Source organism: Micrococcus antarcticus (assembly GCF_044872765.1).
Lineage (GTDB): Bacteria > Actinomycetota > Actinomycetes > Actinomycetales > Micrococcaceae > Micrococcus.
Genome location: NZ_CP085253.1, coordinates 2,394,742 through 2,419,408, shown reverse-complemented (window position 1 = coordinate 2,419,408; position 24,667 = coordinate 2,394,742). Strand labels below are relative to the sequence as shown.

General features: G+C 74.4%; 22 protein-coding genes. 11 read left to right on the top strand and 11 right to left on the bottom strand.

All coding sequences use genetic code 11. From position 1 onward, the window contains the following. Positions 1 to 7: 7 nt before the first annotated feature. The 9 genes from gatC to LG274_RS11215 form a co-directional block, all read right to left on the bottom strand. Positions 8 to 304: an Asp-tRNA(Asn)/Glu-tRNA(Gln) amidotransferase subunit GatC gene (gene gatC, locus LG274_RS11255; protein WP_248118153.1), complete on the bottom strand. Its 297-nt coding sequence runs from the start codon at positions 302 to 304 to the stop codon at positions 8 to 10. Positions 305 to 457: 153 nt separating this feature from the next. Further along, positions 458 to 985 (bottom strand): GNAT family N-acetyltransferase, encoded by a 528-nt coding sequence (locus tag LG274_RS11250; protein ID WP_248118151.1) that lies wholly within the window; start codon positions 983 to 985, stop codon positions 458 to 460. Continuing rightward, positions 982 to 1,476, bottom strand: a complete 495-nt coding sequence (locus LG274_RS11245) for a glutaredoxin domain-containing protein (protein ID WP_298711469.1) — start codon at positions 1,474 to 1,476, stop codon at positions 982 to 984. Before LG274_RS11245 ends, LG274_RS11250 begins: the two co-directional genes overlap by 4 nt. Beyond that, positions 1,473 to 2,420 (bottom strand): inositol monophosphatase family protein, encoded by a 948-nt coding sequence (locus LG274_RS11240; RefSeq protein WP_298711466.1) that lies wholly within the window; start codon positions 2,418 to 2,420, stop codon positions 1,473 to 1,475. Before LG274_RS11240 ends, LG274_RS11245 begins: the two co-directional genes overlap by 4 nt. Further along, positions 2,417 to 4,804 carry an NAD-dependent DNA ligase LigA gene (gene ligA, locus LG274_RS11235; protein ID WP_298711463.1) on the bottom strand — a complete coding sequence of 796 codons (2,388 nt, stop codon included), beginning with the start codon at positions 4,802 to 4,804 and terminating at the stop codon, positions 2,417 to 2,419. The genes LG274_RS11240 and ligA overlap by 4 nt, the downstream gene beginning before the upstream one ends. Positions 4,805 to 4,835: 31 nt before the next feature. Then, positions 4,836 to 5,609 carry a PP2C family protein-serine/threonine phosphatase gene (locus LG274_RS11230; protein WP_404464508.1) on the bottom strand — a complete coding sequence of 258 codons (774 nt, stop codon included), beginning with the start codon at positions 5,607 to 5,609 and terminating at the stop codon, positions 4,836 to 4,838. Between the two features lie 66 nt (positions 5,610 to 5,675). Next, positions 5,676 to 6,902, bottom strand: coding sequence for an adenylate/guanylate cyclase domain-containing protein (locus LG274_RS11225; protein ID WP_404464506.1), 1,227 nt, complete (start codon positions 6,900 to 6,902; stop codon positions 5,676 to 5,678). Further along, on the bottom strand, positions 6,899 to 7,429 hold the full coding sequence (locus LG274_RS11220; protein WP_404464504.1) for a PH domain-containing protein: 531 nt from the start codon (positions 7,427 to 7,429) through the stop codon (positions 6,899 to 6,901). The genes LG274_RS11225 and LG274_RS11220 overlap by 4 nt, the downstream gene beginning before the upstream one ends. Positions 7,430 to 7,472: 43 nt before the next feature. Next, the gene (locus LG274_RS11215; protein ID WP_404464502.1) at positions 7,473 to 8,339 is read right to left on the bottom strand and encodes a biotin--[acetyl-CoA-carboxylase] ligase; all 867 of its coding nucleotides are present in this window, start codon (positions 8,337 to 8,339) and stop codon (positions 7,473 to 7,475) included. 166 nt (positions 8,340 to 8,505) lie between these two features. Here LG274_RS11215 and LG274_RS11210 point away from each other — a divergent pair, with 166 nt between their 5' ends. The 6 genes from LG274_RS11210 to LG274_RS11185 all read left to right on the top strand — a co-directional run bounded on the left by LG274_RS11210 (position 8,506) and on the right by LG274_RS11185 (position 16,649). Then, positions 8,506 to 10,089 (top strand): acyl-CoA carboxylase subunit beta, encoded by a 1,584-nt coding sequence (locus LG274_RS11210; RefSeq protein ID WP_404464500.1) that lies wholly within the window; start codon positions 8,506 to 8,508, stop codon positions 10,087 to 10,089. Next, positions 10,086 to 10,367 carry an acyl-CoA carboxylase epsilon subunit gene (locus tag LG274_RS11205; RefSeq protein ID WP_248118132.1) on the top strand — a complete coding sequence of 94 codons (282 nt, stop codon included), beginning with the start codon at positions 10,086 to 10,088 and terminating at the stop codon, positions 10,365 to 10,367. Before LG274_RS11210 ends, LG274_RS11205 begins: the two co-directional genes overlap by 4 nt. Before the next feature lie 78 nt (positions 10,368 to 10,445). Further along, a complete protein-coding gene (locus LG274_RS11200; protein ID WP_404464498.1) occupies positions 10,446 to 12,131 on the top strand; it encodes a DUF885 domain-containing protein in 1,686 nt (561 codons plus the stop codon). Continuing rightward, the gene (locus LG274_RS11195; protein WP_404464496.1) at positions 12,128 to 12,820 is read left to right on the top strand and encodes a Maf family protein; all 693 of its coding nucleotides are present in this window, start codon (positions 12,128 to 12,130) and stop codon (positions 12,818 to 12,820) included. Before LG274_RS11200 ends, LG274_RS11195 begins: the two co-directional genes overlap by 4 nt. Before the next feature lie 118 nt (positions 12,821 to 12,938). Next, positions 12,939 to 14,786 carry an acetyl/propionyl/methylcrotonyl-CoA carboxylase subunit alpha gene (locus tag LG274_RS11190; RefSeq protein ID WP_404464494.1) on the top strand — a complete coding sequence of 616 codons (1,848 nt, stop codon included), beginning with the start codon at positions 12,939 to 12,941 and terminating at the stop codon, positions 14,784 to 14,786. 384 nt (positions 14,787 to 15,170) lie between these two features. After that, positions 15,171 to 16,649 (top strand): MFS transporter, encoded by a 1,479-nt coding sequence (locus LG274_RS11185; RefSeq protein WP_404464492.1) that lies wholly within the window; start codon positions 15,171 to 15,173, stop codon positions 16,647 to 16,649. Positions 16,650 to 16,971: 322 nt separating this feature from the next. Here the strand turns inward: LG274_RS11185 and LG274_RS11180 are convergent, their stop codons facing one another. Further along, positions 16,972 to 18,408: an NAD(P)H-quinone dehydrogenase gene (locus tag LG274_RS11180; RefSeq protein WP_404464490.1), complete on the bottom strand. Its 1,437-nt coding sequence runs from the start codon at positions 18,406 to 18,408 to the stop codon at positions 16,972 to 16,974. Positions 18,409 to 18,478: 70 nt separating this feature from the next. Between LG274_RS11180 and LG274_RS11175 the strand changes: the two genes are divergently transcribed. The 5 genes from LG274_RS11175 (at position 18,479) to LG274_RS11155 (ending at position 23,199) form a co-directional block, all read left to right on the top strand. Further along, positions 18,479 to 19,387 carry a purine-nucleoside phosphorylase gene (locus LG274_RS11175; protein WP_404464488.1) on the top strand — a complete coding sequence of 303 codons (909 nt, stop codon included), beginning with the start codon at positions 18,479 to 18,481 and terminating at the stop codon, positions 19,385 to 19,387. Further along, the gene (locus tag LG274_RS11170; RefSeq protein WP_404464486.1) at positions 19,387 to 21,090 is read left to right on the top strand and encodes a phospho-sugar mutase; all 1,704 of its coding nucleotides are present in this window, start codon (positions 19,387 to 19,389) and stop codon (positions 21,088 to 21,090) included. The genes LG274_RS11175 and LG274_RS11170 overlap by 1 nt, the downstream gene beginning before the upstream one ends. A 215-nt stretch (positions 21,091 to 21,305) precedes the next feature. Then, complete coding sequence (gene deoC / locus LG274_RS11165; RefSeq protein WP_298714244.1) at positions 21,306 to 22,007, top strand: deoxyribose-phosphate aldolase; 702 nt, start codon at positions 21,306 to 21,308, stop codon at positions 22,005 to 22,007. Positions 22,008 to 22,056: 49 nt separating this feature from the next. Further along, a complete protein-coding gene (locus LG274_RS11160; protein ID WP_248115494.1) occupies positions 22,057 to 22,386 on the top strand; it encodes a hypothetical protein in 330 nt (109 codons plus the stop codon). 132 nt (positions 22,387 to 22,518) lie between these two features. Continuing rightward, positions 22,519 to 23,199 (top strand): low molecular weight phosphatase family protein, encoded by a 681-nt coding sequence (locus tag LG274_RS11155; RefSeq protein ID WP_404464483.1) that lies wholly within the window; start codon positions 22,519 to 22,521, stop codon positions 23,197 to 23,199. A 76-nt stretch (positions 23,200 to 23,275) separates the two neighbouring features. Here the strand turns inward: LG274_RS11155 and LG274_RS11150 are convergent, their stop codons facing one another. Continuing rightward, the gene (locus LG274_RS11150) at positions 23,276 to 24,577 is read right to left on the bottom strand and encodes an O-antigen ligase family protein (RefSeq protein WP_404464481.1); all 1,302 of its coding nucleotides are present in this window, start codon (positions 24,575 to 24,577) and stop codon (positions 23,276 to 23,278) included. Positions 24,578 to 24,667: the final 90 nt, after the last annotated feature.

Sequence of the window (24,667 nt, the reverse complement as noted above, 5' to 3'; positions counted from 1 at the left end):
CTCGTGATCACTCTCCGTCCAGGATCGCGGGGACCTTGAACTGGCCGTCCTCGGCGTCCGGCGCCTGGTCCAGGGCCTGCTCCTGCGTGAGCATGCCCGTGGGCACGTCCTCGCGGAACACGTTGTGCAGGGCGATGGGGTGGGAGGTGGGCTCCACGTCCGCGGTGGCCACCGCGCGCACGTCCTCGACGGCCGCGAGGATCTCCTCGAGCTCGCCCGGCATCTGGGCCAGCTCCTCCTCGCTCATCTGGATGTGGGCCAGGCGGGCGAGGTGCTCCACCTGCTCCCGGGTGATCTCCGGCATGGATCTCCTTCACGACGGTGGTGTCGGACGGCGTGGCCGGGCCGGGCACGCGGACGCGCGACGGGGCCGGACGGGCCGCTTTCGGTTCGGACCGAGTCTAGCGGCGCGCGCGGACGGGACACGGCGGCAGCCGGGCCGGGCTGCGGGGGCGGGTCAGCCCAGCGGCATCCGGTACACGATGAAGGGACCGGCCTCGTCCGCCGGGTCCAGGTCCGGGACCACGTCCCGCAGGTGCCAGTCCCGCTCGGGCAGCCGCACGAAGCCCATGCGCTCGTAGAGCCGGTGGGCGTCGGTCATCGTCGGCATGGTGGTCAGGGCGATGGCCTCGATCCCGGGCAGGGCCCGGGCCCGCTCCACGATCGCGGCCATCAGGGCGCGGGCGACGCCGCGGCGGTGGTGGTCCGGGTGCACGGCCAGCATGCGGAACTCGTACTCCCCCTCCACGGCGGTCTCCGCCATCGGCGAGCCCAGCGGGGTGAGCACCACGGAGCCGACCACCTGCCCGTCGAGCTCGGCGACGAGGACCTCCGCCTTCTCCGCCCGGGAGGCCACGTCCGTGAGGGTCCGCACGTACGCGGAGTCGGGGTCGATGTGCCCGCCGTCCACGTAGGAGGCCAGCGTGAGCGCGGCGACGGCGTCGTGGTCCTCGGGGCGCAGCGCCCGGACGTGGATCCCGCTCATCGGGCGCTCCCCTCCTGCGCGGGCGTGGCCGCCCGCAGCATGTCCTTCAGGCGGGCGCGCGAGGCGTCGTCGGCCACGATGAAGTCCTTCTTCCGCGCCCACACCGTGGGGACGGCCTCGTGCTCGCGACCTTCGCGCCGTGCGTGGAGGCGGCGCAGCGCGGCCGCAGCCTCGGCGTCCGTCCAGATGTTCACCCAGGAGGCCGCCGCGCGCTCCGCGGGCGTGAGCGCCTTGATCAGCGTCATGCAGTACTGGCAGCCGGGCCGCCAGAACACCACGACGCCGCCCGCCGCCACGTGCGCCTCCGCGCCGGCGAGCGGGCGGGAGCGCACCCGGGTGGCCCGGAGATAGCGCAGCGCGAAGGACAGCAGCACCAGCGAGGACGCGATCACCGCGAGGTTCCGGTTCACCGTGCCCCACACCGCGAAGAAGATCCCCGACGCCGCGAACAGCACCGGGTAGAACCAGGGATCGCCCACCAGCCGTCTCACGCGGTCACCTCCTGTGCCGCCGTCAGGGCGGCCTCGTCCACGTCCCCGGCCACCATCCAGCCGGGATCGGCCGTGCCGTCGCCGCTCGCGGGCCGGCGCACGCGGGCCCCGGCCTCCTCCGCGATCAGCGCGCCGGCGGCCCAGTCCCACTCCTGCGTGCCGAACTCGGCATACGCGTCCAGGGTGCCGTCCGCCACCATGCACAGGTCCAGGGCGGCCGAGCCGATGCGGCGCACGTCCCCGAAGCCGGGCAGCAGCGCCTCGAGGGCGCGCACCTGGACCTGCCGACGCGCGGGGTCGTAGCCGAAGCCGGTGGCCAACAGCCTCCCGGAGCGGCCGGGCACGGGGCCGGCCAGGCGCACGGGGGCCTCGTCCCGGCCCGGCAGCTCGACACCCGCCGTCGTCGCGTCCGCGGTGCTGAAGGCACCCTCGCCCGCGCTCGCGAACCACGTGCGCCCCAGCGCGGGGGCGACGACGGCGCCCGCCAGCCAGCGCGGCGTCCCCTCCGGCACGCCGAGGCGCTCGGCGACGGCGGCGTCCGCCGGGCCCATCACGGCCACGGAGGTGCAGAACTGCGGGATCCCTCGCACGAAGTTGGTGGTGCCGTCGAGCGGGTCGATGCTCCAGCGCAGCCCGCTCGGACGCGAGGGGACGGTGGCGCCGTACTCCTCGCCCATGAGCTCGTCGTCCGGCCGGTAGCCGGTGATGACGGCGCGGACGGCCTGTTCGGCGCGGCGGTCGTAGTCCGTGACCCAGTCCGAGCCGGAGGACTTGGTCTCGGCGCCGAGCGAGGCCGCGGTCAGCGGGGTGGCCGGGTGGTGACGGACCCACCGCTGGGCGAGCACGTCCGCCCCGGCCCGTGCGGCGGCCTTGGCGATGACGAGCAGGCCCGCCGTGGTGGGGGTCGGACGCGCTGCGGCGCGGGGCTGCGGGGCGGGGCTCATCCGGCGTCCTCCCCCGTTCCGGCCTCCCCCTCGGCCGTCTCCTCCCCCGCGAACGCCGCCGGCCCCTCGGCCAGCAGCGTGACGAACCCGGCCTCGTCCAGCACGGGCACGCCGAGCTGCTCGGCCTTCTCCAGCTTGGTTCCCGCGTTCTCCCCGGCCACGAGGAAGTGGGTCTTCTTGGAGACGGAGCCGGACGCCTTGCCGCCGCGCACCAGGATGGCCTCCTTCGCGGAGTCGCGGGAGAAGCCCTCGAGCGATCCGGTGACCACCACGGTCACGCCCTCCAGCGTGCGGGGCATGGACTCGTCCTGCTCGTCCTCCATGGAGACGCCCGCGGCGGCCCAGCGGTCCACCACCTCACGGTGCCAGTCCTCCGCGAACCACTCGATGAGGGCGTCCGCGATGATCGGGCCCACGCCGTCGATCTCCGCGAGCCGGTCCCGCTGCCCCGCCTCCGCGGCCGCGCGCAGCGCCGCCATGGACCCGAACGCGGTGGCCAGGGAGCGGGCCGCCGTCGGGCCGACGTGCCGGATGGACAGCGCCACGAGGGTGCGCCACACGGGCTGGGACTTGGCCTTCTCCAGCTCGTCGAAGAGGCGCAGCGTGTTGGCGGTGGGCCCGGACGGCTTCTTCGCCGTGCCCGCGGTGAAGAAGTACGGCTTGAGCTCGAACCTCCCGGAGGGCACGAACGTGCCGTCCACCTTGGTGCGCGTCTCCCGCCACACCCGGACGTCGCCCAGCGAGCGCTGGAGGTCCGTCAGGCCGTCCTCGCCGCGGGGGCCCGTGATCTCCTCGGGCGTGCCGGAGGCGAGGTCGAAGACCTGCGCCTCCGCGGTGATGACGCCGGCGCCCTCGGGGAGCACCCGACCGCCGTTCTCGGCCGGATCCGGGCCGGGCCCGTTCACGAGCCAGCGGGCGGCCTCCTCGCCGAGCGCCTCGACGTCGAACGCCCCGCGCGAGCCGAGGTGCTCCACGCGGCCGGCCAGCTGGGCGGGGCACGAGCGAGCGTTGGGGCAGCGCAGGTCCACGTCCCCCTCCTTGGCAGGCGCCAGGGGGGTCCCGCAGGACGGGCATGCCGCGGGCATCACGAACTCGCGCAGCTCGATGCCCCGCTCGGCTGCGGTCTCGCGCAGCGGCAGCACGGGGCCCACGACCTCGGGGATCACGTCCCCCGCCTTGCGCAGGATGACGGTGTCCCCGATCAGCACGCCCTTGGCCTTGACCACGTCCTGGTTGTGCAGCGTGGCCAGGGAGACGGTGGACCCGGCCACCGACACGGGCTCCATGTGGGCGAAGGGGGTGACGCGGCCGGTGCGGCCCACGCTGACGAGGATGTCGAGCAGGAGGGTGTGCACCTCCTCCGGCGGGTACTTGAACGCGGCCGCCCAGCGGGGCACGCGGGAGGTGTGGCCGAGCAGGCGCTGGTCCGCGAAGGCGTCGGCCTTGACCACGATGCCGTCGATCTCGTGGATCAGCTCATGCCGGCGGCGCCCGTACTCCTCGATCACCGCGACGACGTCGGCCAGCGCGGCCTCGTCCGCGCCCTCCACGAGGCGCGTGTACGGGCTCACGGGCAGGCCCCAGGCCGCCAGCGCGTCGTAGGCCTCGTGCTGGGAGGCGACGCCGAGGTCCGGCCCCGCGCCGACGCCGTGCAGGATCATGGACAGCGGGCGCCGGGCCGTGACGGCGGGATCCTTCTGGCGCAGGGAGCCGGCGGCCGCGTTGCGCGGGTTCGCGAAGGGCGGCAGACCCTCCTCTGCGCGCTGCGCGTTGAGCTCCGCGAAGGCGGCGGAGGACATGAAGACCTCACCGCGCACCTCGAACTCGGCCGGCCATCCCTTGCCCGTGAGCGTCTGGGGGACGTCGGCGATGGTGCGCACGTTCTGCGTGACGTCCTCGCCCACGCGCCCGTCGCCGCGGGTGGCGGCCTGCACGAGCCGGCCCTCCCGGTAGCGCAGGTTCACGGCCAGCCCGTCGATCTTCACCTCGACCGTCCACGCCGGAGCCGCCTCCGGGCGGCCCGCCGTCAGGGTGCCCGCGGTGCGCAGGAACCAGGTGCGCAGCTCGTCCTCGGAGAACAGGTCCTCGAGCGAGTACATGCGCGCCCCGTGCGTGACCGGGGAGAACGCGGCGGAGGCCTCGCCGCCGACCTCCTGGGTGGGCGAGTCGTTGGCGACGATCTCCGGGTGCAGCGTCTCGATGTCCTCGAGGCGGCGGTACAGCGCGTCGTACTCCGCGTCCGAGAGCTCCGGGGCGTCCTGCTGGTAGTACGCGGTGCGCGCGGCGCGGACCTGCTCGACGAGCGTCTCGTACTCCTCGCGGAGGCGCTCGGAGGGGATCTGTCCGGGGGCGTCGGGGCCGACGGAGGGCTCGGGGGTGCTCACGGGGACCACCCTAGTTCCCGTCCCGGACACCTCAAGGGATCCGGACCAGCACCACGGTGATGTTGTCCCGTCCACCGCGCCACAGGGCGGCGTGGACGAGCTGCTCGGCGGCCTCCTCGAGGTCCGCGGCGTCGTCCAGCAGCGCCCGGATCTCCTCGTCCGTCAGCTCGCCCGTGAGGCCGTCGCTGCACAGCACGAACGTATCGCCGGAGGCGGCGTCCACCTCCGCCACGTCCACGGTGAGCGGTTCGAGCGAGCCCATGGCGCGGGTGATCACGTTGCGCCGGGGGTGCACACGCGCCTCGTCCGCGGTGAGCCGGCCGGCGTCCACGAGCAGCTGCACGGCGGAGTGGTCCACCGTGACCTGCTGGAGCACCGGCGCGTCGGCGGGCCGCCGGTAGACGCGGGAGTCCCCCACGTTGGCGATCGCCCAGCGGCTGCGCTCGGCGTCCAGGCAGGCCAGCAGGGTCAGCGTGGTGCCGGAGCGGGCGTGGCCGGCCTCGATCACGGCCGCGTCGGCCTCGTGCACGAGGGCGGCGAGCTCCTCCAGGGTGTGCGGGCTCCCGGGGGCGAGGACCTCGGGGGCGCGCCGCTCCAGCAGCTCGACGGCGGCGGCCGAGGCCACCTCGCCGGCCTCGTGACCTCCCATCCCGTCCGCCACCGCGGCGAGCACGAGCGGCTCCCCCACGGTGACCCACGTGTCCTCGTTGAGCTCGCGGACCGCTCCCACGTGGGTGCGGGCGGCGACCTCGGGGCGGGCGGCGGCCTCGGGGCGGGCGGGATCGGACGGGTGCGGCTCCTGCACAGGGCGGCTCATAGGTCCTCGGGTTCCGTCGGTGGCGGGGACGGCCGACGCGGGGCCGGCCGGGGATCAGTCGACGAGCAGGGTCTGCGTGGCACCGCTCATGAGCAGGGAGGGGCGGACCTCTCCGAACCCGCGAACGATCCTCGGCGGCTGAGGGACGAGGACGAACCGTTCGTCCTGCGAGAGGGCGGCGGCGGTCAGGGCGTCCACGAGCACCGTACCCGGATCCGCGAGCGACGTCAGGCGCGCGGCGAGGTTCACCGTGGGTCCGTAGATGTCCCCGAGGCGGGAGAGCACGCGGCCCCACGCGAGGGAGACGCGCGCCGAGGGCAGCACGGGGTCGTCGGCCAGCGCCTCGGAGAGGCTCAGCGCGATCGTGGCACCGGCCTCCGGCGACTCGGCGTTGAAGAGCACCTCGTCGCCGATCGTCTTCACGAGCCAGCCGCCGCCCGAGGAGATGATCTCCGCGCACCGGGACTCGAAGCGCTGCACCATGCGGGCCAGCGTCCGCTCGTCCATCGTGCGGGAGAGCGTGGTGTAGGAGACCATGTCGGCGAAGCCCACGGCGCGCGCGAGCGGAAGCGGGGCGTCGTGCTCCGAGCCGTCGCGGCCCTGCTCGCTCGCGGCCAGGCCGGCCTCCACGCGGACGGTGAGGCGCTGCACGGCGCGGTTGAGCTGCCGCCGGTAGACGACCTCCATGGCCTCCTCGAGCGGGGAGACGATCTCCGGCAGCAGGTCCACGGCCGCGCGGCGCGCCGAAGGGTCGGACATCCCCCCGGAGGCGATCTTGTCCTCCACGAGGGCCTCGATCTGCCACACCACCATGCGGTCCATCAGCTGGCCGATCGAGCGGGCGAGCGAGATGGCGGTGTCCTCGTTCAGCGCGCCGGAGCGCATGAGGTGCAGCACGGCGCCGAACGCGCGCGCGTCCTCGTCGGTGAACGCCTTGTCCCCGTCCTTCCCGCTGGGGTATCCCAGGGCCCGCCAGATGCGCCGAGCGGTGGCGAGGGGGACCCCCAGGCGGTCGGCCATCTCCCGCTGGGTGTAGCTGCGCGGGCCCACCACGAGCCCCGCGTCCAGGGTGCGCATGGCGCCGGTCCAGCCGGCGGTGGGCACCGGGTCCCGGGGGTCGGCGGCGGCGGTCGACGACGGCCCGGGCGCGCCCGAGGTCGCAGGGTTCTCCGGCGTCACGGGTGCGTCCGGCGTCACGGGTGCGTCCGGCCTCGCCTCGGGGGCGCGGGCGGGCGGGATGACGGGCAGCGGTGCCGTGTCCGGCAGGTGGGAGCGGGTCAACGGATGCCTCCTGACGGGTGCGGGGCGGGCCACGACTGCGCGCGGGCCCGACGCGTGGCCTCGGCCAGCGCCTCCTCGAAGCGGCCGGCCTCCGGGACGTCCGTGAGCCGCCAGTAGACCTGGCGGCCGGCGTCCTGGAACCGGACGTGCAGATCCCCCGCGCCCGAGCCTCGGCCGCGGCGCACCACGTCCGCGATGGACATGAGGGGCATGACGGCCTCGGGGCCCCGGCCGAGGCCGGGTCGCTGGACGAGGCGGCGCGTGGTGATCACCGTGCGCCGGGTGAGCCAGCGCAGGAAGGGCCGCACCGTGCCGAGCAGCACGGCGAGCGCGGCCAGGGACCAGGCGAGCAGGTGCAGCCACGAGCGGGAGCGGACCACGAGGCCCGGCAGGCCCGGGCGGTCGAGGACGCCCATCACGAGGCCCAGGAGCAGGGCGGTGCCCACGAGCAGGGCGGCGGCGCGCAGCAGGACGCGCGGATGCGCGCGGGTGCGCACCACCACGCGTTCACCGGGCTCCAGGCGCACTCTCCACTCCCTGCGGCTTCAGTGCCCGCGCCGGGGCACGGGCTCAGCGTCCGCGCAGCACGTCGCCGCGCAGATGGACGACGTCGCCCGCGCTGATCTCTGCGGGCAGTGTCTCACGCGACCCTGCGAGCGGCCTGACCAGGAGCGTCCCCCCGCGTCCGAGGCCCACGGCCGTCCCCTCGAGGGTGTCCCCGCCGGGCAGCTCGGCCCGGATCTCGCGGCCCACCGTGCTGAGCCGGCGCAGCACGGGGGCGACGGCCGGGTGGTCCCCGTCCACGGGCTCGGCCTCGCCGGCCACGGCGGCGGCGAAGCGGTCCACGGAGGCCACCACGGCGTCGCGCAGCTCCTCGGCGAGCACGCGCGGCTCGGGCACCTGGCCGGCGTCGGCCCACTCCGCGAGGTCGGTGGCGGTGGGCACGGGGGCGGCGCCGCGGTGGTCCAGGTTCACGCCCATCCCCACGACGACGCCGGGGCCCTTGCCGTCCGCGGCGCGGGACACCGAGCCGAGCACGCCGCACAGCTTGCGCCCGTCCGGGGCGAGCACGTCGTTGGGCCACTTCACGTGGGCGGCCACGCCGCGCGTTCCGAGGCGCTCGGCGATCGTCGCGGCGGCCACGAGCGAGAGCCAGCTGAGGTGCACGGGCGCGAGCGGGACGCCGGCGGGCTCGGGCCGCAGATGGACCGAGAGGGCGAGCGCGGTGCCGGGCGGGGTGCTCCACACGCGGGTGTGGCGGCCGCGGCCGGCGGTCTGGTCCGCGGTGGCGACGGCGGCGCCGTGCCGGTGGCCCTCCCGGTCGAGGCGGGCCAGGAGGTCGTCCTGCGTGGAGCCGACGGACTCGAGCCACGTCAGCGGCGGGGCGGGGGCGGCGGAGGCGGCTGGGGAGGGAGCTGCGGGGACGTGTTCCTGCATGATCCCTACATATACACGCCCACCGGGCCGCCGCCGTGCGGGCGGGGCGCACGAGCCGATCCGGCGGGCCTTGGAGGAATCCTCCTGTCGGGGCCCCGGGCCCTCCCCCGTAGACTGGCCGCTCGACAGGGCCCCGCCCGGGCCGCCCATCAGCCCAGGAGCTCGCGTGTCCGATCCCGATCTGACCACCACCGCCGGCCGTCTCGCGGACCTGCATCGCCGCCTCGAGGCGACGGACGCGCCCGGCGGCGCGGCCGCCGTCGAGCGTCAGCACGGCCGGGGCAAGCACACCGCCCGCGAGCGGATCGAGATGCTCCTGGACGAGGGCTCGTTCGTGGAGCTCGACGCGCTGGCCGTGCACCGCACCACCGCGTTCGGCATGGACGCCAAGCACCCGGCCGGCGACGGCGTCGTGAGCGGCTTCGGCACCGTGGACGGCCGCCAGGTGGCCGTGTACGCGCAGGACTTCACGGTGTTCGGCGGCTCGCTCTCCGAGCGCAACGGCCAGAAGATCGTGAAGGTCCAGGAGTTCGCGGCGCGCAACGGCTGCCCCGTGATCGGCATCCTCGACGGCGGCGGCGCGCGCATCCAGGAGGGCGTCGCCTCGCTCGCCCAGTTCGCGGACATCTTCCGGAACAACGTGCTGGCCTCCGGCATGGTCCCGCAGATCTCCCTGATCATGGGGCCGTCCGCGGGCGGCGCGGCGTACTCGCCGGCGCTGACCGACGTCGTGGTGATGGTGGACCAGACCTCCCACATGTTCATCACCGGCCCGGACGTGATCAAGACCGTCACGGGCGAGGACGTGGACATGGAGACGCTCGGCGGCGCGCGCTCGCACAACGCGGTCTCCGGCACGGCGCACTACATGGCGACGTCGGAGGAGGACGCGATCGCGTACGTGCAGGAGCTGCTCGAGTTCCTGCCCTCCAACAACCTGGCCGAGGCGCCGCTGGACCAGCCCGTGGACCTCGAGCCGACGGACGAGGACCACGGCCTGGACACGCTGATCCCCGACTCGGCCAACCAGCCGTACGACATGCTCCAGGTGATCGGGGCGATCGTGGACGACGGCCACGTGCTGCAGCTGCAGGAGCTCTACGCGCCCAACGTGATCACGGCGCTGGCGAGGCTCGACGGGATGAGCGTGGGCGTGGTGGCCAACCAGCCGATGCAGTTCGCCGGCACGCTGGACATCGCGGCCTCGGAGAAGGCGGCGCGGTTCGTGCGGTTCTGCGACGCGTTCAACCTGCCCGTGGTCACCCTCGTGGACGTGCCCGGGTTCCTGCCCGGCACCGACCAGGAGTTCCAGGGCATCATCCGCCGCGGCGCGAAGCTGATCTACGCGTACGCCGAGGCCACCGTGCCCAAGCTGACGGTGATCACGCGCAAGGCGTTCGGCGGCGCGTACATCGTCATGGGCTCCAAGAAGCTCGGCGCGGACCTCAACCTGGCCTGGCCCAGCGCGCAGATCGGCGTGATGGGGCCGCAGGGCGCCGTCAACATCCTGTATCGCCGCGAGCTCGCCGAGGTCGAGAAGGCCGGCGGGGACGTGGAGGCGCGGCGCGCGCAGATCGTGGCCGACTACGAGGCCGAGCTGCTGAACCCGTACCAGGCCGCGGAGCTGGGCTACGTGGACGCCGTCGTCGCCCCGCACCAGACGCGTGCCCAGCTGGTGCGTGCCCTGCGCGCCACGCACCACAAGCGCGAGTCGCGGCCCGCCAAGAAGCACGGGAACATGCCGCTGTGAGCGCGCGCGACGAGGAGGTCCGGGGCACGGGCCAGGCCGGTGGAGAGCAGGCCGGCGACGCCGCCGACGCCGTGCGCCTCTCCGGCGCCGAGCTGGACCCGGAGGAGATGGCGGCCCTGACCGCGGTGCTCGCGCACCTGCGGGCGGAGGAGGCGCAGGCCGTGCAGGCTCGGCCGCGACCGCCGCGGCTGGACCGCACGCTGCGCCGCCGCGACGACCTCGGGCTGTGGGCCCGTCCCGGCAAGGACCAGTGGCGCCGCTCGGCGGGCCCCTCCTGACCCGACCGGCGTCGTGAACGGGACGGGGACGTGAGCTCCCGTTTCGCGCACGAAAACGCACGGCCTAGAGTTCCGGGTATGACCCAGAACACCTCCCTGAGCGAGGGCGCCGCCCGCACGCCCTCCGCGATCGACGCCCTGGCCGAGCAGTACGTCACCGACTACCTCGCCCTGCACCCGGACACCGCCACGGAGCTCGGCTTCGCGGGCCACGAGTCCGAGTACTCGGACTTCTCCCCCGCCGGTGCCCGCGCCGACGACGAGCTCAACGCCCGCCTCCTCGCGGACCTCGAAGCGCTCGAGCCGGCCGACGAGACCGACCGCGTCACCAAGGCCGCCATGCAGGAGCGCATCGGCCTCGAGCGGGAGATCCACGCGACCGGCCGCACCGAGCTGAACAACATCGCGTCCCCCGCGCAGGGCATCCGGGCCGTGTTCGACCTCATGCCCACGGACACCGCCGAGCACTGGGAGCACATCGCCGGCCGCCTCGAGAACCTGCCGGCCGCGCTCGCGGGGTACACGGCGTCGCTGATCGCCTCGAAGGAATCGGGCCACGTGGCCGCGCAGCGCCAGATCGACATCGTCATCGAGCAGGCCCGCGCACACGGCACCGGGGACGGGTTCTTCCCGGGCCTGACCGCCCGCGCGCAGGAGGCCGACGTCGTCGACGCCGCGCTCGCCGAGCGGATCCGCTCCGGCGCCGAGGCCGGTGCGCAGGCCTACCGCGACTTCGCGGACGCCCTCGAGTCCGAGCTGCGCCCGCACGCGCCGGAGGCCGACGCCGTCGGAATCGAGCACTACCGCCTCGCCTCGCGCGTGTTCCTCGGCGCGGAGATCGATCTCGAGGAGACCTACCGCTGGGGCCAGGAGGAGCTCGCGCGCCTCATCGCCGCGCAGGAGGCGGACGCCGAGAGGATCAAGCCCGGCGCCACGATTGAGGAGGCCCGCGCCGTCCTCGACGCCGATCCCGAGCGCGCCCTCAAGGGCACCGACGCGCTCCGGGCCTGGATGCAGCGCCTCTCCGACGAGGCCGTCGCGGCCATGAAGGAGCACTTCGAGATCCCGGCTCCCATGGACCGCCTCGAGTGCATGATCGCCCCCACGCAGGAGGGCGGCATCTACTACACCGGCCCCTCGGACGACTTCTCCCGCCCGGGCCGCATGTGGTGGTCCGTGCCCGCCGGCGAGGACGAGTTCACCACGTGGGCCGAGACCACCACGGTCTACCACGAGGGCGTGCCCGGCCATCACCTGCAGGTCGCCACCGCCATGATGAACCGCGCGAACCTCAACCTGTGGCGCCGCAGCTTCTGCTGGACCTCCGGCCACGGCGAGGGCTGGGCGCTCTACGCGGAGAGGCTCATGGAGGAGCTCGGCTTCCTCGACGATCCGGGCGACCACCTCGGCATGCTGGACATGCAGCGCATGCGCGCCGCCCGCGTGGTGTTCGACATCGGCTACCACTGCGGCTTCGAGATGCCCGAGTCCGAGGGCGGCGGCGCGTGGGACCCGGAGCGCGGCTACGCGTTCCTGGCCAAGCACCTGAACATCTCCGAGGGCCAGCGCCGCTTCGAGTTCACGCGCTACCTCGGCTGGCCGGGCCAGGCGCCCGCCTACAAGGTGGGTCAGCGCATCTGGGAGCAGATCCGCGCCGAGCACGAGGAGCGCGAGGGCGCCGACTTCGACCTCCGCGCGTTCCACACGCGGGCGCTGAAGCTCGGCTCGATGGGCCTGGACACCCTCCGGGACGCGCTGGCGTGAGCCTGCCCTCCCCCGAACGAGGTGACGCGGGAGGCCGGGTCGAGCTGGTGCTCGGCTCGGCCTCGCCCGGGCGCGCGGAGATCCTCACGCGCGCCCGGGTGGGGTTCCGCGTCGTGGTCTCGGACGTGGACGAGGACGCCGTGGGCGCCGAGCACCCCGACGCCTCTCCCGCCGAGCTCGCGGGGCTGCTCGCCGAGGCGAAGGGCCGGGACGTGGCCGCCCGCGTGGCGGCCGACGGCGTCGCGGTGCCCACCCTCGTGCTCGGCTGCGACTCCGTGTTCGAGTTCGAGGGCCGCGCCTACGGCAAGCCCTACGAACCCGACGTCGCTCTCGAGCGCTGGCGCGCCCAGGCCGGCCGAGCCGGGACGCTGCACTCCGGTCACTGGCTCGGGCTGGTGATGCCCTCAGCCTCCGCGTCCGGCTCTCCCGCCGTCGCGGGGGTCGTCTCCGCCGGCGTCCGCTTCGCCGCGGCGGACGAGGCCACCCTCGCCGCCTACGTGGCCACGGGCGAGCCGCTCTTCTGCGCGGGCGCGTTCACCATCGACGGGGCGGGGGCCGCGCTGATCGCGGGCGTCGACGGCGACCCCAACGCCGTCATCGGCCTCTCGGTCTCGTGGCTGCGCGGTGCGTGCGAACACCTCGGCGTCCCCTTCACGGAATTGTGGGTTTCCTCCAACACCAGGCGCTGATCCGGCGGATCCGAGCCGGGTTGCTGTGAGGGTTCCCCCACCCACAGTAGGGTGCTGATGAACAGCGGCAGCCCGTGCCGCTGCCTCCGCCGTCTTCCCCGAGGAGTCCCCGAAGCCCATGAGCACCGCCGACGCGCCCCAGGCCCCCCTCGCCACCGACGCCGGGACTCCGCGGCCGTTCTCCCGCGTGCTGATCGCCAACCGCGGGGAGATCGCCGTCCGCGTCATCCGTGCATGCCAGGACGAGGGCCTCACCTCGGTGGCCGTCTACGCCGAGCCGGACCGCGACGCCCTCCACGTCAAGCTCGCCGACGAGGCCGTGGCCATCGGCGGGGAGACCGCGGCCGACTCCTACCTGCTCGTGGAGAAGATCCTGGACGCCGCTGAGCGCTCCGGCGCCGACGCCGTGCACCCCGGCTACGGCTTCCTCTCGGAGAACGCCGGCTTCGCGCGCGCCGTCGAGGCGGCCGGCCTCGTGTGGATCGGCCCGCCGCCGGCGGCCATCGACGCCCTCGGGGACAAGGTCTCCGCGCGCCGGCTGGCCACGAGGGTCGGCGCCCCGCTCGCCCCCGGCACCACCTCTCCCGCCACGGGCACGGCCGAGGTGCTCGCGTTCGCGGACGAGCACGGCCTGCCCGTGGCCATCAAGGCCGCGTACGGCGGCGGCGGCCGCGGCATCAAGGTGGCCCGCCAGCGCGAGGAGATCCCCGAGCTCTACGAGTCCGCGGTGCGCGAGGCGGTCTCGGCGTTCGGCCGCGGCGAGTGCTTCGTGGAGCGCTTCCTGGACAAGCCGCGCCACGTGGAGACGCAGTGCCTCGCGGACGTGCACGGCGACGTCGTGGTGGTCTCCACGCGTGACTGCTCGCTGCAGCGCCGCAACCAGAAGCTCGTGGAGGAGGCGCCCGCGCCGTTCCTCACAGACGAGCAGAACCGCCGCCTCGTCGAGTCCTCCAAGGCGCTGCTCAAGGAGGCCGGCTACGTGGGCGCGGGCACGTGCGAGTTCCTCGTGGGCCAGGACGGCACCCTGTCCTTCCTCGAGGTGAACACGCGCCTGCAGGTGGAGCACCCCGTGTCCGAGGAGGTCACGGGCATCGACCTCGTGCGGGAGCAGTTCCGCCTCGCCCGCGGTGAGGCCCTCGGCTACACCGATCCCGAGGTGCGCGGCCACTCGATCGAGTTCCGCCTCAACGGTGAGGACCCGGGCCGCGGCTTCCTGCCCGCCCCCGGCCGCCTCACCACGTTCCGCCTGCCCTCGGGCCCCGGCGTGCGCGTGGACACCGGCGTGCTGGAGGGCGAGACCGTCTCCGGGGCGTTCGACTCGATGGTCGCCAAGCTGATCGTCACGGGCGCCACCCGCCGCCAGGCCCTCCAGCGGGCCGCCCGTGCGCTCGGCGAGGCGGAGATCGCGGGGATGCCCTCGGTGCTGCCGTTCCACCGGGCCGTGGTGAAGGACCCGGCGTTCGCGCCCGAGCTCGCCGGCTCCGAGGAACCGTTCTCGGTCCACACCCGCTGGATCGAGACCGAGTTCGCCGCGCTCCTGGAGCCCTACGGCCAGACGCCCGCCGACCCCGCCGCACCGGAGGCCCGCCACACCGTCACGGTGGAGGTCAACGGCAAGCGCGTGGACGTCACCCTGCCCACGTTCGCGGCCGCGATGCACTCCGTGCAGGGCGCCGCGCAGCGCGCCGGCGCGGGCCGACGTCGGCCCCGCGGAGCCCGCGCCGGTGCGGCCACGGCGCCCAGCACCAACGCGCTGACCGCGCCCATGCAGGGCACGGTGGTGAAGGTGGCGGCGGAGAACGGGCAGGCCGTGGCCGAGGGCGATCTCATCGTGGTCATGGAGGCCATGAAGATGGAGCAGCCCCTCACGGCGCACCGCGCGGGCGTGGTCTCCGGGTTGAGCGTGAAGGCCGGCGAGACGGTCAAGGCCGGCGACGTGCTCGCCACCATCGACGACGAAGGCTGAGTGCGCGTCCGGGCGCGGCCACGCTCCCCGCGGGGAAGGGCTCTCCTGTGGCAGACCAGGGAGGTCGTCCGGCAATTGCCATGGGCTAGACCGGATAGACCATGTCATTTCGGGGACACACCACCTGGTCGCCGGGCACAGCGACGCGTCGGTCCATCCCTCCGCGCCGGACCCCTGGCCGAGGCGCCGGACCGGACCCCTGGCCGAGGCGCCGTCGCGTCCGCAGTCGTCGGCGCATGATTCCCAGTGGCCGAGCCGTCCGCATGGTGGACAGGTGCAGCCAGCGTGAGGGCACGTCAGCGCGCCACTCCTATACTGGCGGACATTCCATCTCACATCGTGGGCCATCCGACCCTCGGTGACCGTCCGTCCCTCGGAGCTCTCATGTCCCACTCCACTCCGCCCTCGGGCCCCGCCGCGTCTGCTGGCACACCCGCCGGCCCCGCCGGCGCCGGCGCCCCGGCCGCCGTCGCCCCCGCGGTAGCCGCCGCCGACGAGACGCCCGTGCCCCGCTCGCGCGTGGTCGTGGCCTCGCTCATCGGCACCTCGATCGAGTTCTACGACTTCTACGTCTACGCCACGGCCGCCGTCTCGGTGTTCCCGCTGATCTTCTTCGCGAAGGGCGATGACGGCGCCGCGCTCCTGGCCTCCATGGCCACCTTCGGCGCGGCGTTCGTGGCCCGCCCGATCGGCTCGGTGCTGTTCGGCCACTTCGGCGACCGCATGGGCCGCAAGGTCACGCTCATCGGCTCCCTGCTGACCATGGGCATCGCCACGTTCCTCATCGGCCTGCTGCCCACGTACTACCAGGTGGGCCTGTGGGCGCCGGCCATGCTCACCATCCTGCGCTTCACCCAGGGCCTCGGCCTGGGCGGCGAGTGGTCCGGCGCGGCCCTGCTGGCCACCGAGTACGCGAAGGAGGGCAAGCGCGCGCAGGCGGCCATGTGGCCGCAGCTCGGCGCCCCGATCGGCTTCTTCCTGGCCAACGGCCTGTACCTGCTGCTCGTGCTCGGCTTCGACCACGACTCCACCAACCCGGACATGGACGGCGCCTTCCTCACGTGGGTGTGGCGCATGCCGTTCCTGCTCTCGATCGCCATGGTGGCCGTGGGCATGTACGTGCGCGTCCGCCTCGAGGAGACGCCGGTCTTCCAGCGCGCCCTGGACAACGACCAGCGCGTCAAGGCCCCCGTCGGCGAGGTCTTCCGCCGCAACTGGTGGGAGCTGATCCTCGGCACCTTCGTCATGTACGCCACGTACGTGCTCTTCTACCTCATGACCACGTGGATCCTCTCCTACGCGATCGGCAAGCGGGAGAACGGCATGCTCGGGATCCCGTACTCCGAGTTCCTCGTGCTGCAGCTGATCGGCATCGCGTTCTTCGCGGCGTTCATCCCGGTGTCCGGCTGGCTGGCGGACCGCTTCGGCCGCAAGCCCACCCTCCTGACCGTCTCCGGCCTCATGATCCTGTTCGGCCTGAGCTTCGGCCTCTGGCTGGCCCCGGCCACGATGGGCACCGGCGCCGAGGTGAACGTCCCGCTCATGGTCGCGTTCCTCGCGGTCGGCATGACGCTCATGGGCCTGACCTTCGGCCCCATGTCCGCCGTCCTGCCCGAGCTGTTCCCCACGAACACGCGCTACACGGGCTCGGGCATCGCGTACAACGTGTCCTCGATCCTCGGCGCGGCCCTCACGCCGTTCGTGGCGGCCTGGCTGGTGCAGAAGTTCGACGTCTCGTACGTCGGCTACTACCTCGCCGCGGCCTCGCTGATCACGATGGTCGCCCTGGCCCTCTCCCCCGAGACGCGGCACGCGGACCTGGACACCGTCTCCTCCGCTCGGGAGCGCCGCGCGGCCCGGTGAGCCAGGACCCCTCCCGGAGACGACGGCGGCCGGTCACCTTCCAGCGTGAAGGTGACCGGCCGCCGTCGTCGGTGGAGGCCCGACCTGTCCCGGCCCGGCCCGACCCGTCCCGACCTGTCCCGACCTGTCCCGTCCCGTCCCGGCCCGTCCCGGCCCGACCCGGCCCGTCCCGGCCCGGCCCGACCCGACCTGTCCCGTCCCGGCCCGTCCCGTCCCGGAGTGGTCACGACACGCCGCCTGCGGAAAGGCGACGCGGCGTGTTGTGACCACTCTGGGTGGGGGTGGGGGTGGGGGTGGGGGTGGAGGTGGAGGACCGCTCAGCTCACAGGCGCACGTGCAGGCGGCGCGCCGCCTCCGCGATGGAACCGGACATGGAGGGGTACACGGTGAAGGTGTCCGCGAGGTCGTCCACGTGGAGCTTGTGGGTCACGGCGAGCGCGAGCGGGTAGATGAGGTCGGAGGCCCGCGGGGCCACCACCACGCCGCCGATCACGGTGCCCGAGCCCTGGCGGGCGAAGATCTTCACGAAGCCCTCCTTCACGCCCTGCATCTTGGCGCGGGGATTGGTCGCGAAGTCCAGGCGCAGCACGTCCGCCTGGTACTTGCCGGAGTCCACCTGCTCCTGGGTGACGCCCACCGTGGCGATCTCGGGGGAGGTGAAGATGTTGGAGGCCAGCAGGTGCGGGCGCAGCGGCTTGAGGGCGTCGCCCAGCAGGTGCGCGACGGCGATGCGCCCCTGCATGGCGGCCACCGAGGCGAGGGCGAGCGCACCGGTGCAGTCGCCCGCGGCGTAGATGCTGGGCACCGTGGTGCGGGAGACTCCGTCGACCTTGACGTGGCCGGACTCGGTCAGCTCCACGCCGACCTCCTTCAGGCCCAGGCCCGCGGTGTTGGGGACGCCGCCCACGGCCACGAGGCAGTGCGAGCCCTCGAGCACGGGGGTGTCCGCAGCGCCCTCGCCGGAGAGGTGCACGCGCACGCCGGTCTCCGTGCGCTCGACGGCCTCGGCGCGGGAGCGGCCCACCACGTTCAGGCCGTTCTCGTGGAACACGTGCTCGAGCAGCTCGGCGGCGTCGGCGTCCTCGCCGGGGAGCACGCGGTCACGGGAGGAGACCAGGGTGACCTCCGCGCCGAGGCGGTCGTACGCGGAGGCGAACTCGGCGCCGGTCACGCCCGAGCCCACCACGATGAGGTGCTCGGGCAGCTCCTGCAGCGCGTACAGCTGCTTCCAGTTGAAGATGCGCTCGCCGTCCGGGAGGGCGGTGGGCAGCTCGCGGGGGCTCGCGCCCACGGCCACGAGGATCGCATCCGAGGTGATCACCTCGCGGTCGGCGCCCTCGGCCTCGTCCTCGGGGCGCACCTCCACCTCGTGGGGACCGACGACGCGCGCCGTGCCGTGGATGACGCGGACGCCGAGCGCCGTGAGGGCGGCCTCGATGTCCCGGGACTGCTCCCCGGCGAGGGCCAGGATGCGGCGGTCCACGTCGAGCATGTCCGCGCGGGGCTCGCCGCCGCCGAGGTCCACGCCGAGGTCCTTGGCGGACATCACGCGGCGCATGGACTCGGCCGTGGCGATCAGGGTCTTGGACGGGACCACGTCCGTGAGGACGGCGGAGCCCCCCATGCCCTGGCGCTCGATGACGGTGACCCGGGCACCGAGCTTGGCGGCCACCATGGCCGCCTCGTAGCCGCCGGGGCCGCCGCCGATGATGGTCAGGGAGGGGATGAAGGTCGTGTTCTCGTCGCTCACGGTCCTCATTGTGTCCGCCGTGGGCCGGAAAGTCACAGCACCCGGGCCCGGCCCCGGGCCCCGCGCCTAGACTGGCGGCGTGAACGAGCAGACCTCCTCCCCCGCCCCGGCCGCACCTGACTCCACGACCGGCGCCCACCCCGGCTTCGCCGGCGCCCCCGGGGTCGCCGGCGAGTCCCGGCTCGTCGGCGACCACCCCGGCTTCGCCGAGGCCCGGCAGGCCGCCGCGGCCATCGCCGAGGCGACGGGCGTGCCGGAGCACCGCATCGCCGTCGTGCTGGGCTCGGGCTGGGGCGGCACGGGCGCGCTGCTGGGCGAGGAGGTGGCGGCCGTGCCGCTGGCCGACGTGCCGGGCTTCCACGCCCCGCAGGTGCCGGGCCACAGCGCCGTGATCCGCTCCGTGCGCCTGCCGGACGGCACGCACGCCCTGGTCTTCGGCTCGCGCACCCACTTCTACGAGTCCCGCAGCGCGCAGGACGTGGCCCACACCGTCCGCACGGCGGCCGCGGCGGGCGCGTCCGTCGTCGTGCTGACGAACGGGTGCGGCGGGCTGGACCCGGCGATCGCCCCGGGCACGCCCGTGGTGATCTCGGACCACATCAACCTCACGGGCGCCACGCCTCTGGTGGGCGCCACGTTCGTGGACCTCACGGACCTCTACTCCCCGCGCATCCGCGCGATCGCCCGCGAGGTGGACCCCTCCCTCACCGAGGGCGTGTACGTGCAGTTCTCCGGCCCGCAGTACGAGACGCCCGCGGAGGTGCGCATGGCCCGCACGCTCGGCGGGGACCTCGTGGGCATGTCCACGGCACTCGACGCCATCGCGGCCCGCCACGCCGGCCTCGAGGTGTTTGGCATCTCGCTCGTGACCAACCCGGGCGCCGGGATCTCCGAGACGCCGCTCTCGCATGCCGAGGTGGTGGAGGCCGGCCGTGCCGCCGGGCCGCGCATCTCGCGCCTGCTCGCCGAGATCGTGGGGCGGATCTGATGAGCGCCCTGGACCCCCGCGTCGTCGCCCTCGCCGAGCGCTGGTCCGTGGAGGACCCGGAGCCCGTGCACCGGGAGATCCTGCGGGCCGAGCTGGACGCCGCCGAGGGCACCGGTCCGGAGGCCGACGCCGCCCGGGCCTCCCTGGCCTCCCGGTTCTCCGGCCCGCTCACGTTCGGCACGGCGGGGCTGCGCGCGGAGGAGGGCCCCGGCGAGTCGCGCATGAACAGGATCGTGGTGCGCCGCACCGCGGCCGCGCTCGGCGCGCATCTCTGGCAGGTGCTCGGGGCGGACGCCCCGGCCCCGCTCGCGGTGGTGGGCTACGACGCGCGACGCGGCTCGGCCGCCTTCGCGCAGGACACGGCGGCGGTGCTCACGGCGGCCGGCGCGCAGGTGATCCTGCTGCCCTCGGCGCTGCCCACGCCGGTGCTCGCCTTCGCTGTCCGCCACCTCAACGCCGACGCCGGCGTGATGGTCACCGCGAGCCACAACCCGCCCGCGGACAACGGCTACAAGGTGTACCTCGGCGGACGCATGACGGACGCCGCCGGGCGCGGCGCCCAGCTGGTCTCCCCGGCGGACGCGCAGATCGCCGCCCTGATCGACCACGAGGCCTGGCCCGCGGACATCGCCCTCGCCGCGGACGGCTGGGAGCTGGCCGGGCCGGAGCTGCTCGAGGCCTACCAGGAGGCCGCGCTCGGCCTGCTGGACCCGGGCCGCTTCCCCCACCGCGCCCTGCGCGTGGTCTACACGCCGATGCACGGCGTGGGCGGGGCCGTGCTCCCCGGACTGCTCGCCGAGGCGGGCTTCGCCGACGTCGAGATGGTGCCGGAGCAGGCGCAGCCGGACCCCGCCTTCCCCACGGTGGCCTTCCCCAATCCGGAGGAGCCGGGCGCCATGGACCTCGCGCTCGCCCTCGCGGCGGAGCGGGACGCGGACCTCGTGATCGCCAACGACCCGGACGCGGACCGCCTCGCCCTCGGCGTGCGGATCACCGACGGCGCCGGCGCCCGGACCTGGCGGATGCTCTCCGGCGACGCCGTCGGGACCCTGCTGGGGGCCCACCTCATGCCGCAGCTCCGGGCCACGGGTCGCAGCGCCGCGAACTCCGTGGTCTCCGCTCCGCAGCTGGCCGTCCTCGCCGAGGCCGAGGGGGTGGCGCATCACGTGACGCTCACCGGCTTCAAGTGGATCTCGCGCGCCCCCGAGCTCGGCTACGGCTACGAGGAGGCGCTCGGCTACTGCGTGGCCCCGGACCTCGTGCGGGACAAGGACGGCATCACCGCCGCGCTGCTGGCGTGCGAGCTGGCCGCCGACCTCGCGGCCTCCGGGCGCACGCTGGCCGACGCGCTGGCCGCCGTCGACGCGGTGACCGGCGCGATGCCGGCCGCGCAGGTGTCCGTGCGGGTGCAGGACCTGTCGATCATCGGGGCGACGATGGCCGCGCTGCGCGAGCGGGGCCCCGCCGAGCTCGCGGGCGAGCCGGTGACCGTGAGCCGGGACCTGGCCGAGGGCGGCGCGGGCCTGCCCCCCACCGACGCGCTGCTGTTCGCCACCGACTCGGGCACGCGCGTGCTCATCCGCCCCTCCGGCACGGAGCCCAAGCTCAAGTGCTACCTCGGCACGCGGGACGCGGACCCGGACGCGGCAGCTGAGCGGCTCGAGCGGCTGCGGTCGCAGGTGGCGGCGCTCGTCGGGGGATGAGGAGGCCCCTCGCCTCCACCCCGACACCCCCACGCCCCCACATTCCCGCGCCCCCGCGCCCTCACGCGCCCGCACCCTCACGCCCCCGCACCCCCGCACCCCCGCACCCTCACGCCCCCAAGGCAGGCAGACTCGCCGCTTCCAGAAAGTGAAGCGGCGAGTCTGCCTGCCTCCGCGGAGGGCGTCGGTCATGCGCCCCGGATAGGCTGGCCCGCATGACCGACACCGCGCTCCCGCAGCTGTCCACCGCCGAGCTGGCCCAGTACATCGACGCCACCGCCCTCAAGCCTGAGACGTCCGCCGAGGACATCGACCGCCTCGTCGCCGAGGCCCGCGAGGCCGGCGTCAAGAGCGTCTGCGTGAACCCGGTGTGGGTGCCCCGCGTGCACGCCGCGCTCGAGGGCTCCGACGTGCTGACCTGCACCGTCATCGGCTTCCCGCTGGGCGCCACGTCGTCGGCGGCCAAGGCGTTCGAGGCCACGCAGGCCATCAAGGACGGGGCGGACGAGGTGGACATGGTGATCGACGTCGCCGCCGCCCGCGCCGGTGACCGCGAGCGCCTGGTGCAGGACATCCGCGCCGTGGCCGACGCCGCGCACGCCATGGGCCCCGCGGGTGAGGGCGGCGCGCTCCTCAAGGTGATCGTGGAGACCGCCCTGCTCACCGACGAGCAGATCGTGCTCGCGTGCGAGGCCGCCGCCGAGGCCGGTGCGGACTTCGTCAAGACCTCCACGGGCTTCTCCACGGCCGGCGCCACCGCCGAGCACGTGGCGCTCATGCGACGCACCGTGGGCCCGGACATGGGCGTGAAGGCGTCCGGCGGGGTGCGCTCGCGCGCCGACGCGCTGACCATGATCGCGGCGGGCGCCACCCGCATCGGCGCGAGCTCCGCACTTGCTATCCTGGGGGACGACTGAACCCCCCGGGCGACTCCGGGGACAGACCAGCAGCTGAAGGAGCTATGACGTGATCCGCAACGGCAAGGCCATCGACCACTCGAACGCGGGCGGCGTCGGCAGCTCCGTGCTCCTCTTCCTGCTCTCCTTCGGCCTGTTCCTCGGCTCGCTGTACGCGATGGGCTTCTGGAGCCTGGACAATGCGTGGCTCGCGGGCCTGATCGCCCTCGCGCTGGCCACGATCGCCTTCCTCATCCCGCAGGGCATCCTGGGCCGCGGCGACACCCTGCACACGCAGTCCATCCACGGCGCCCCGGCCGTCGCCACGCACACCGTGGGCACCACCACGACGCACGGCGCCGCCGGCTCGACCGCGGCGGGCGCGTCGCGCGGTCACTGACCCCGTCCCTGAGGGCGGCACCCCGCCTCACACCGCCGAAGGGCGTCCACCGCAGTGCCGCGGAGGACGCCCTTCGGCGTCTGATCCGCCCGCCCCTCGCCGCGTTGAGGCTCGCCCCGAAAGGATCACCCCATGAGCTGGACCACCCGACCGCCCATCCGCTCCCCCTTCGGCGCGCCGACGCCCGACGGCGATGCGCACCGTTCCGACGACGACGCGGCCGGTGCGGCCGGTGCCGCCCCCGTGCGCATCCTGACGGTGTGCACGGGCAACATCTGCCGCTCGGCCTACGCGCAGCACGTGCTCCAGGCACGGCTCGACGAGCTGCTGGGCTGCGGCCGAGCCGAGGTGAGGAGTGCGGGCACGGGGCCGAACCAGGCGCTGGCCGTGCCGGACGAGATCCTTCACCTGGCGCCGAGCAGCGGGGTGATGGACGCGCTCCTGAGCCACCGGCCGCGGCAGCTGACCGCGCGGGTGCTGGCGGGGCAGGACCTCGTGCTGACAGCCACGGAGGCCCACCTGGGCGCCGTGCTGCGCGAGGAGCCGGGAGCCGTGCGGCGGGCGTACACGCTGCTGGAGGCGGGGCGACTGGCCGCCGGGACGGACCTCCCGGACGCGGGCGGCCTGCCTGCCCTGACCACGGCCTGGGCCGCGCGGCGGGACGCCCTGACGGGCGAGCCGCTGGACCTCCCGGATCCCTTCCGCGGGCCGGTGGCCGGCTACGCGGCGATGGCGGACGCACTCGACCCGACGCTCGAGGCGATCGCGCAGGCCGTGGCCCGCGCCGTGGGGGGCGCGGGCACGCAGAGCTGAGGCGGGCGCCCTGAGCCAGGCGAGGCGGGGCGAGCGGGGCTGAGGCCGGGCCGACGTCACTCGGCCGCCGCCGCCGTCAGCCCCAGCGGGCGCGGGCGTCGTGGAGCACCTTCGCCCGTTGCCGCTCGGTGACCTCGGTCTCGAGCGGCGCGTCCTTCTCCTGCAGCGCCAGGCTCGCACCGGTGGCCAGGATGAGCATGCCCGGGATGGTCAGGAAGACCTCGCCGAGCTGGGCGGCGGTGACGAAGATGACCGCGGTGGCGGCCTCCACCGCCACGCGGGAGGGCGTGCGGAGGCGCGTGGTGAAGACCCGCAGGCCGAAGTACAGGTAGGCCGCGAGCACGGCGATCACCAGCACGTAGCCGCCCTCGGTGAAGAGACCCGCGTAGGAGTTGTGGTAGTGCCACGTGGCATCGTCGATGGTCACGTAGGCCTCGGTCAGGCCCCGGCCGAACCACGGGGTCTCCGCCGCCTTCACCGCCGTGGCGTCCTGGATCCAGGAGCGCAGTTGGTCCGTGCCGGTGCGGTCGCCGAAGACGCTCAGCTGGGCGAGGTTCTCCTCGGCGAAGGTCACGGCCCAGCCCATGGCGGCCAGGATCAGGATTCGGAAGACCGGCCCCAGACGCGGGGTGAGCCACATCCAGAGCACCGCGCACGCAAACCCCGCCATCGAGGTGCGCGAACCCGTGAGGAAGACGCACGGCGCGGCAGCCGCCAGCACCATCACGCGGCGCTGCGGGGACCGGACGAAGGCCACCGCCAGCACCGGCATGGCCGCGTAGTAGAGGCCGGCCACGTTCTTGTCCCCCAGGAAGCCGGTGAGGTAGCTGCCGTACGGTGCGGGCACCACGCCCGCATAGAACAGCGGGACGTTGACGGCCATCGCCGCCAGAAGGCCCCACAGCACCGAGCGCAGGTCCAGGCGCCGCGCGGCGAAGCACCCCACCAGGGCGGCCAGGGCACTGATGCGCACGAGGCGGCGCATCCACGCGAGATCCTCGATGCCGACGGACACCGAGACGACCGCGAGGAAGAGGGCCACCGCACCCGCGGCGAGGGCGGCGACGCCCAGGTCGGAGGCGTCCCGAGTGGCTCGGCGGCACAGGGCGAGCAGCAGGAGCAGCATCATGGCGAGCTCGCTGAGGGGAACGCTCGTGCCACCCACGGGGATGGCGAACACCTCCATGGCCAGCAGTGCACCCAGGAGCAGCTCGGGGATCCGCAGCGGGACCCGCTCGAGCGCGTGCTCGTCGTCCTCCCTGGTCCACGCCGACGTGCCCCGCGCAGTGCGCCGGGCCTGCTCAGCCCGGGCCGCGTAGACCGCCGCGAGGCGGGGGTCCGTCTCCAGCGGCCCCGCGCTGTGGTGCTGCACCGCCATCCGTGCCCTCCTCGTCCGTGCCCTGCCCTCGCGAGCCGGCGGCCCGCGCCGCACGGCCCAGCCTAGTGGCGGAGGTGGCCCACCTGTGCT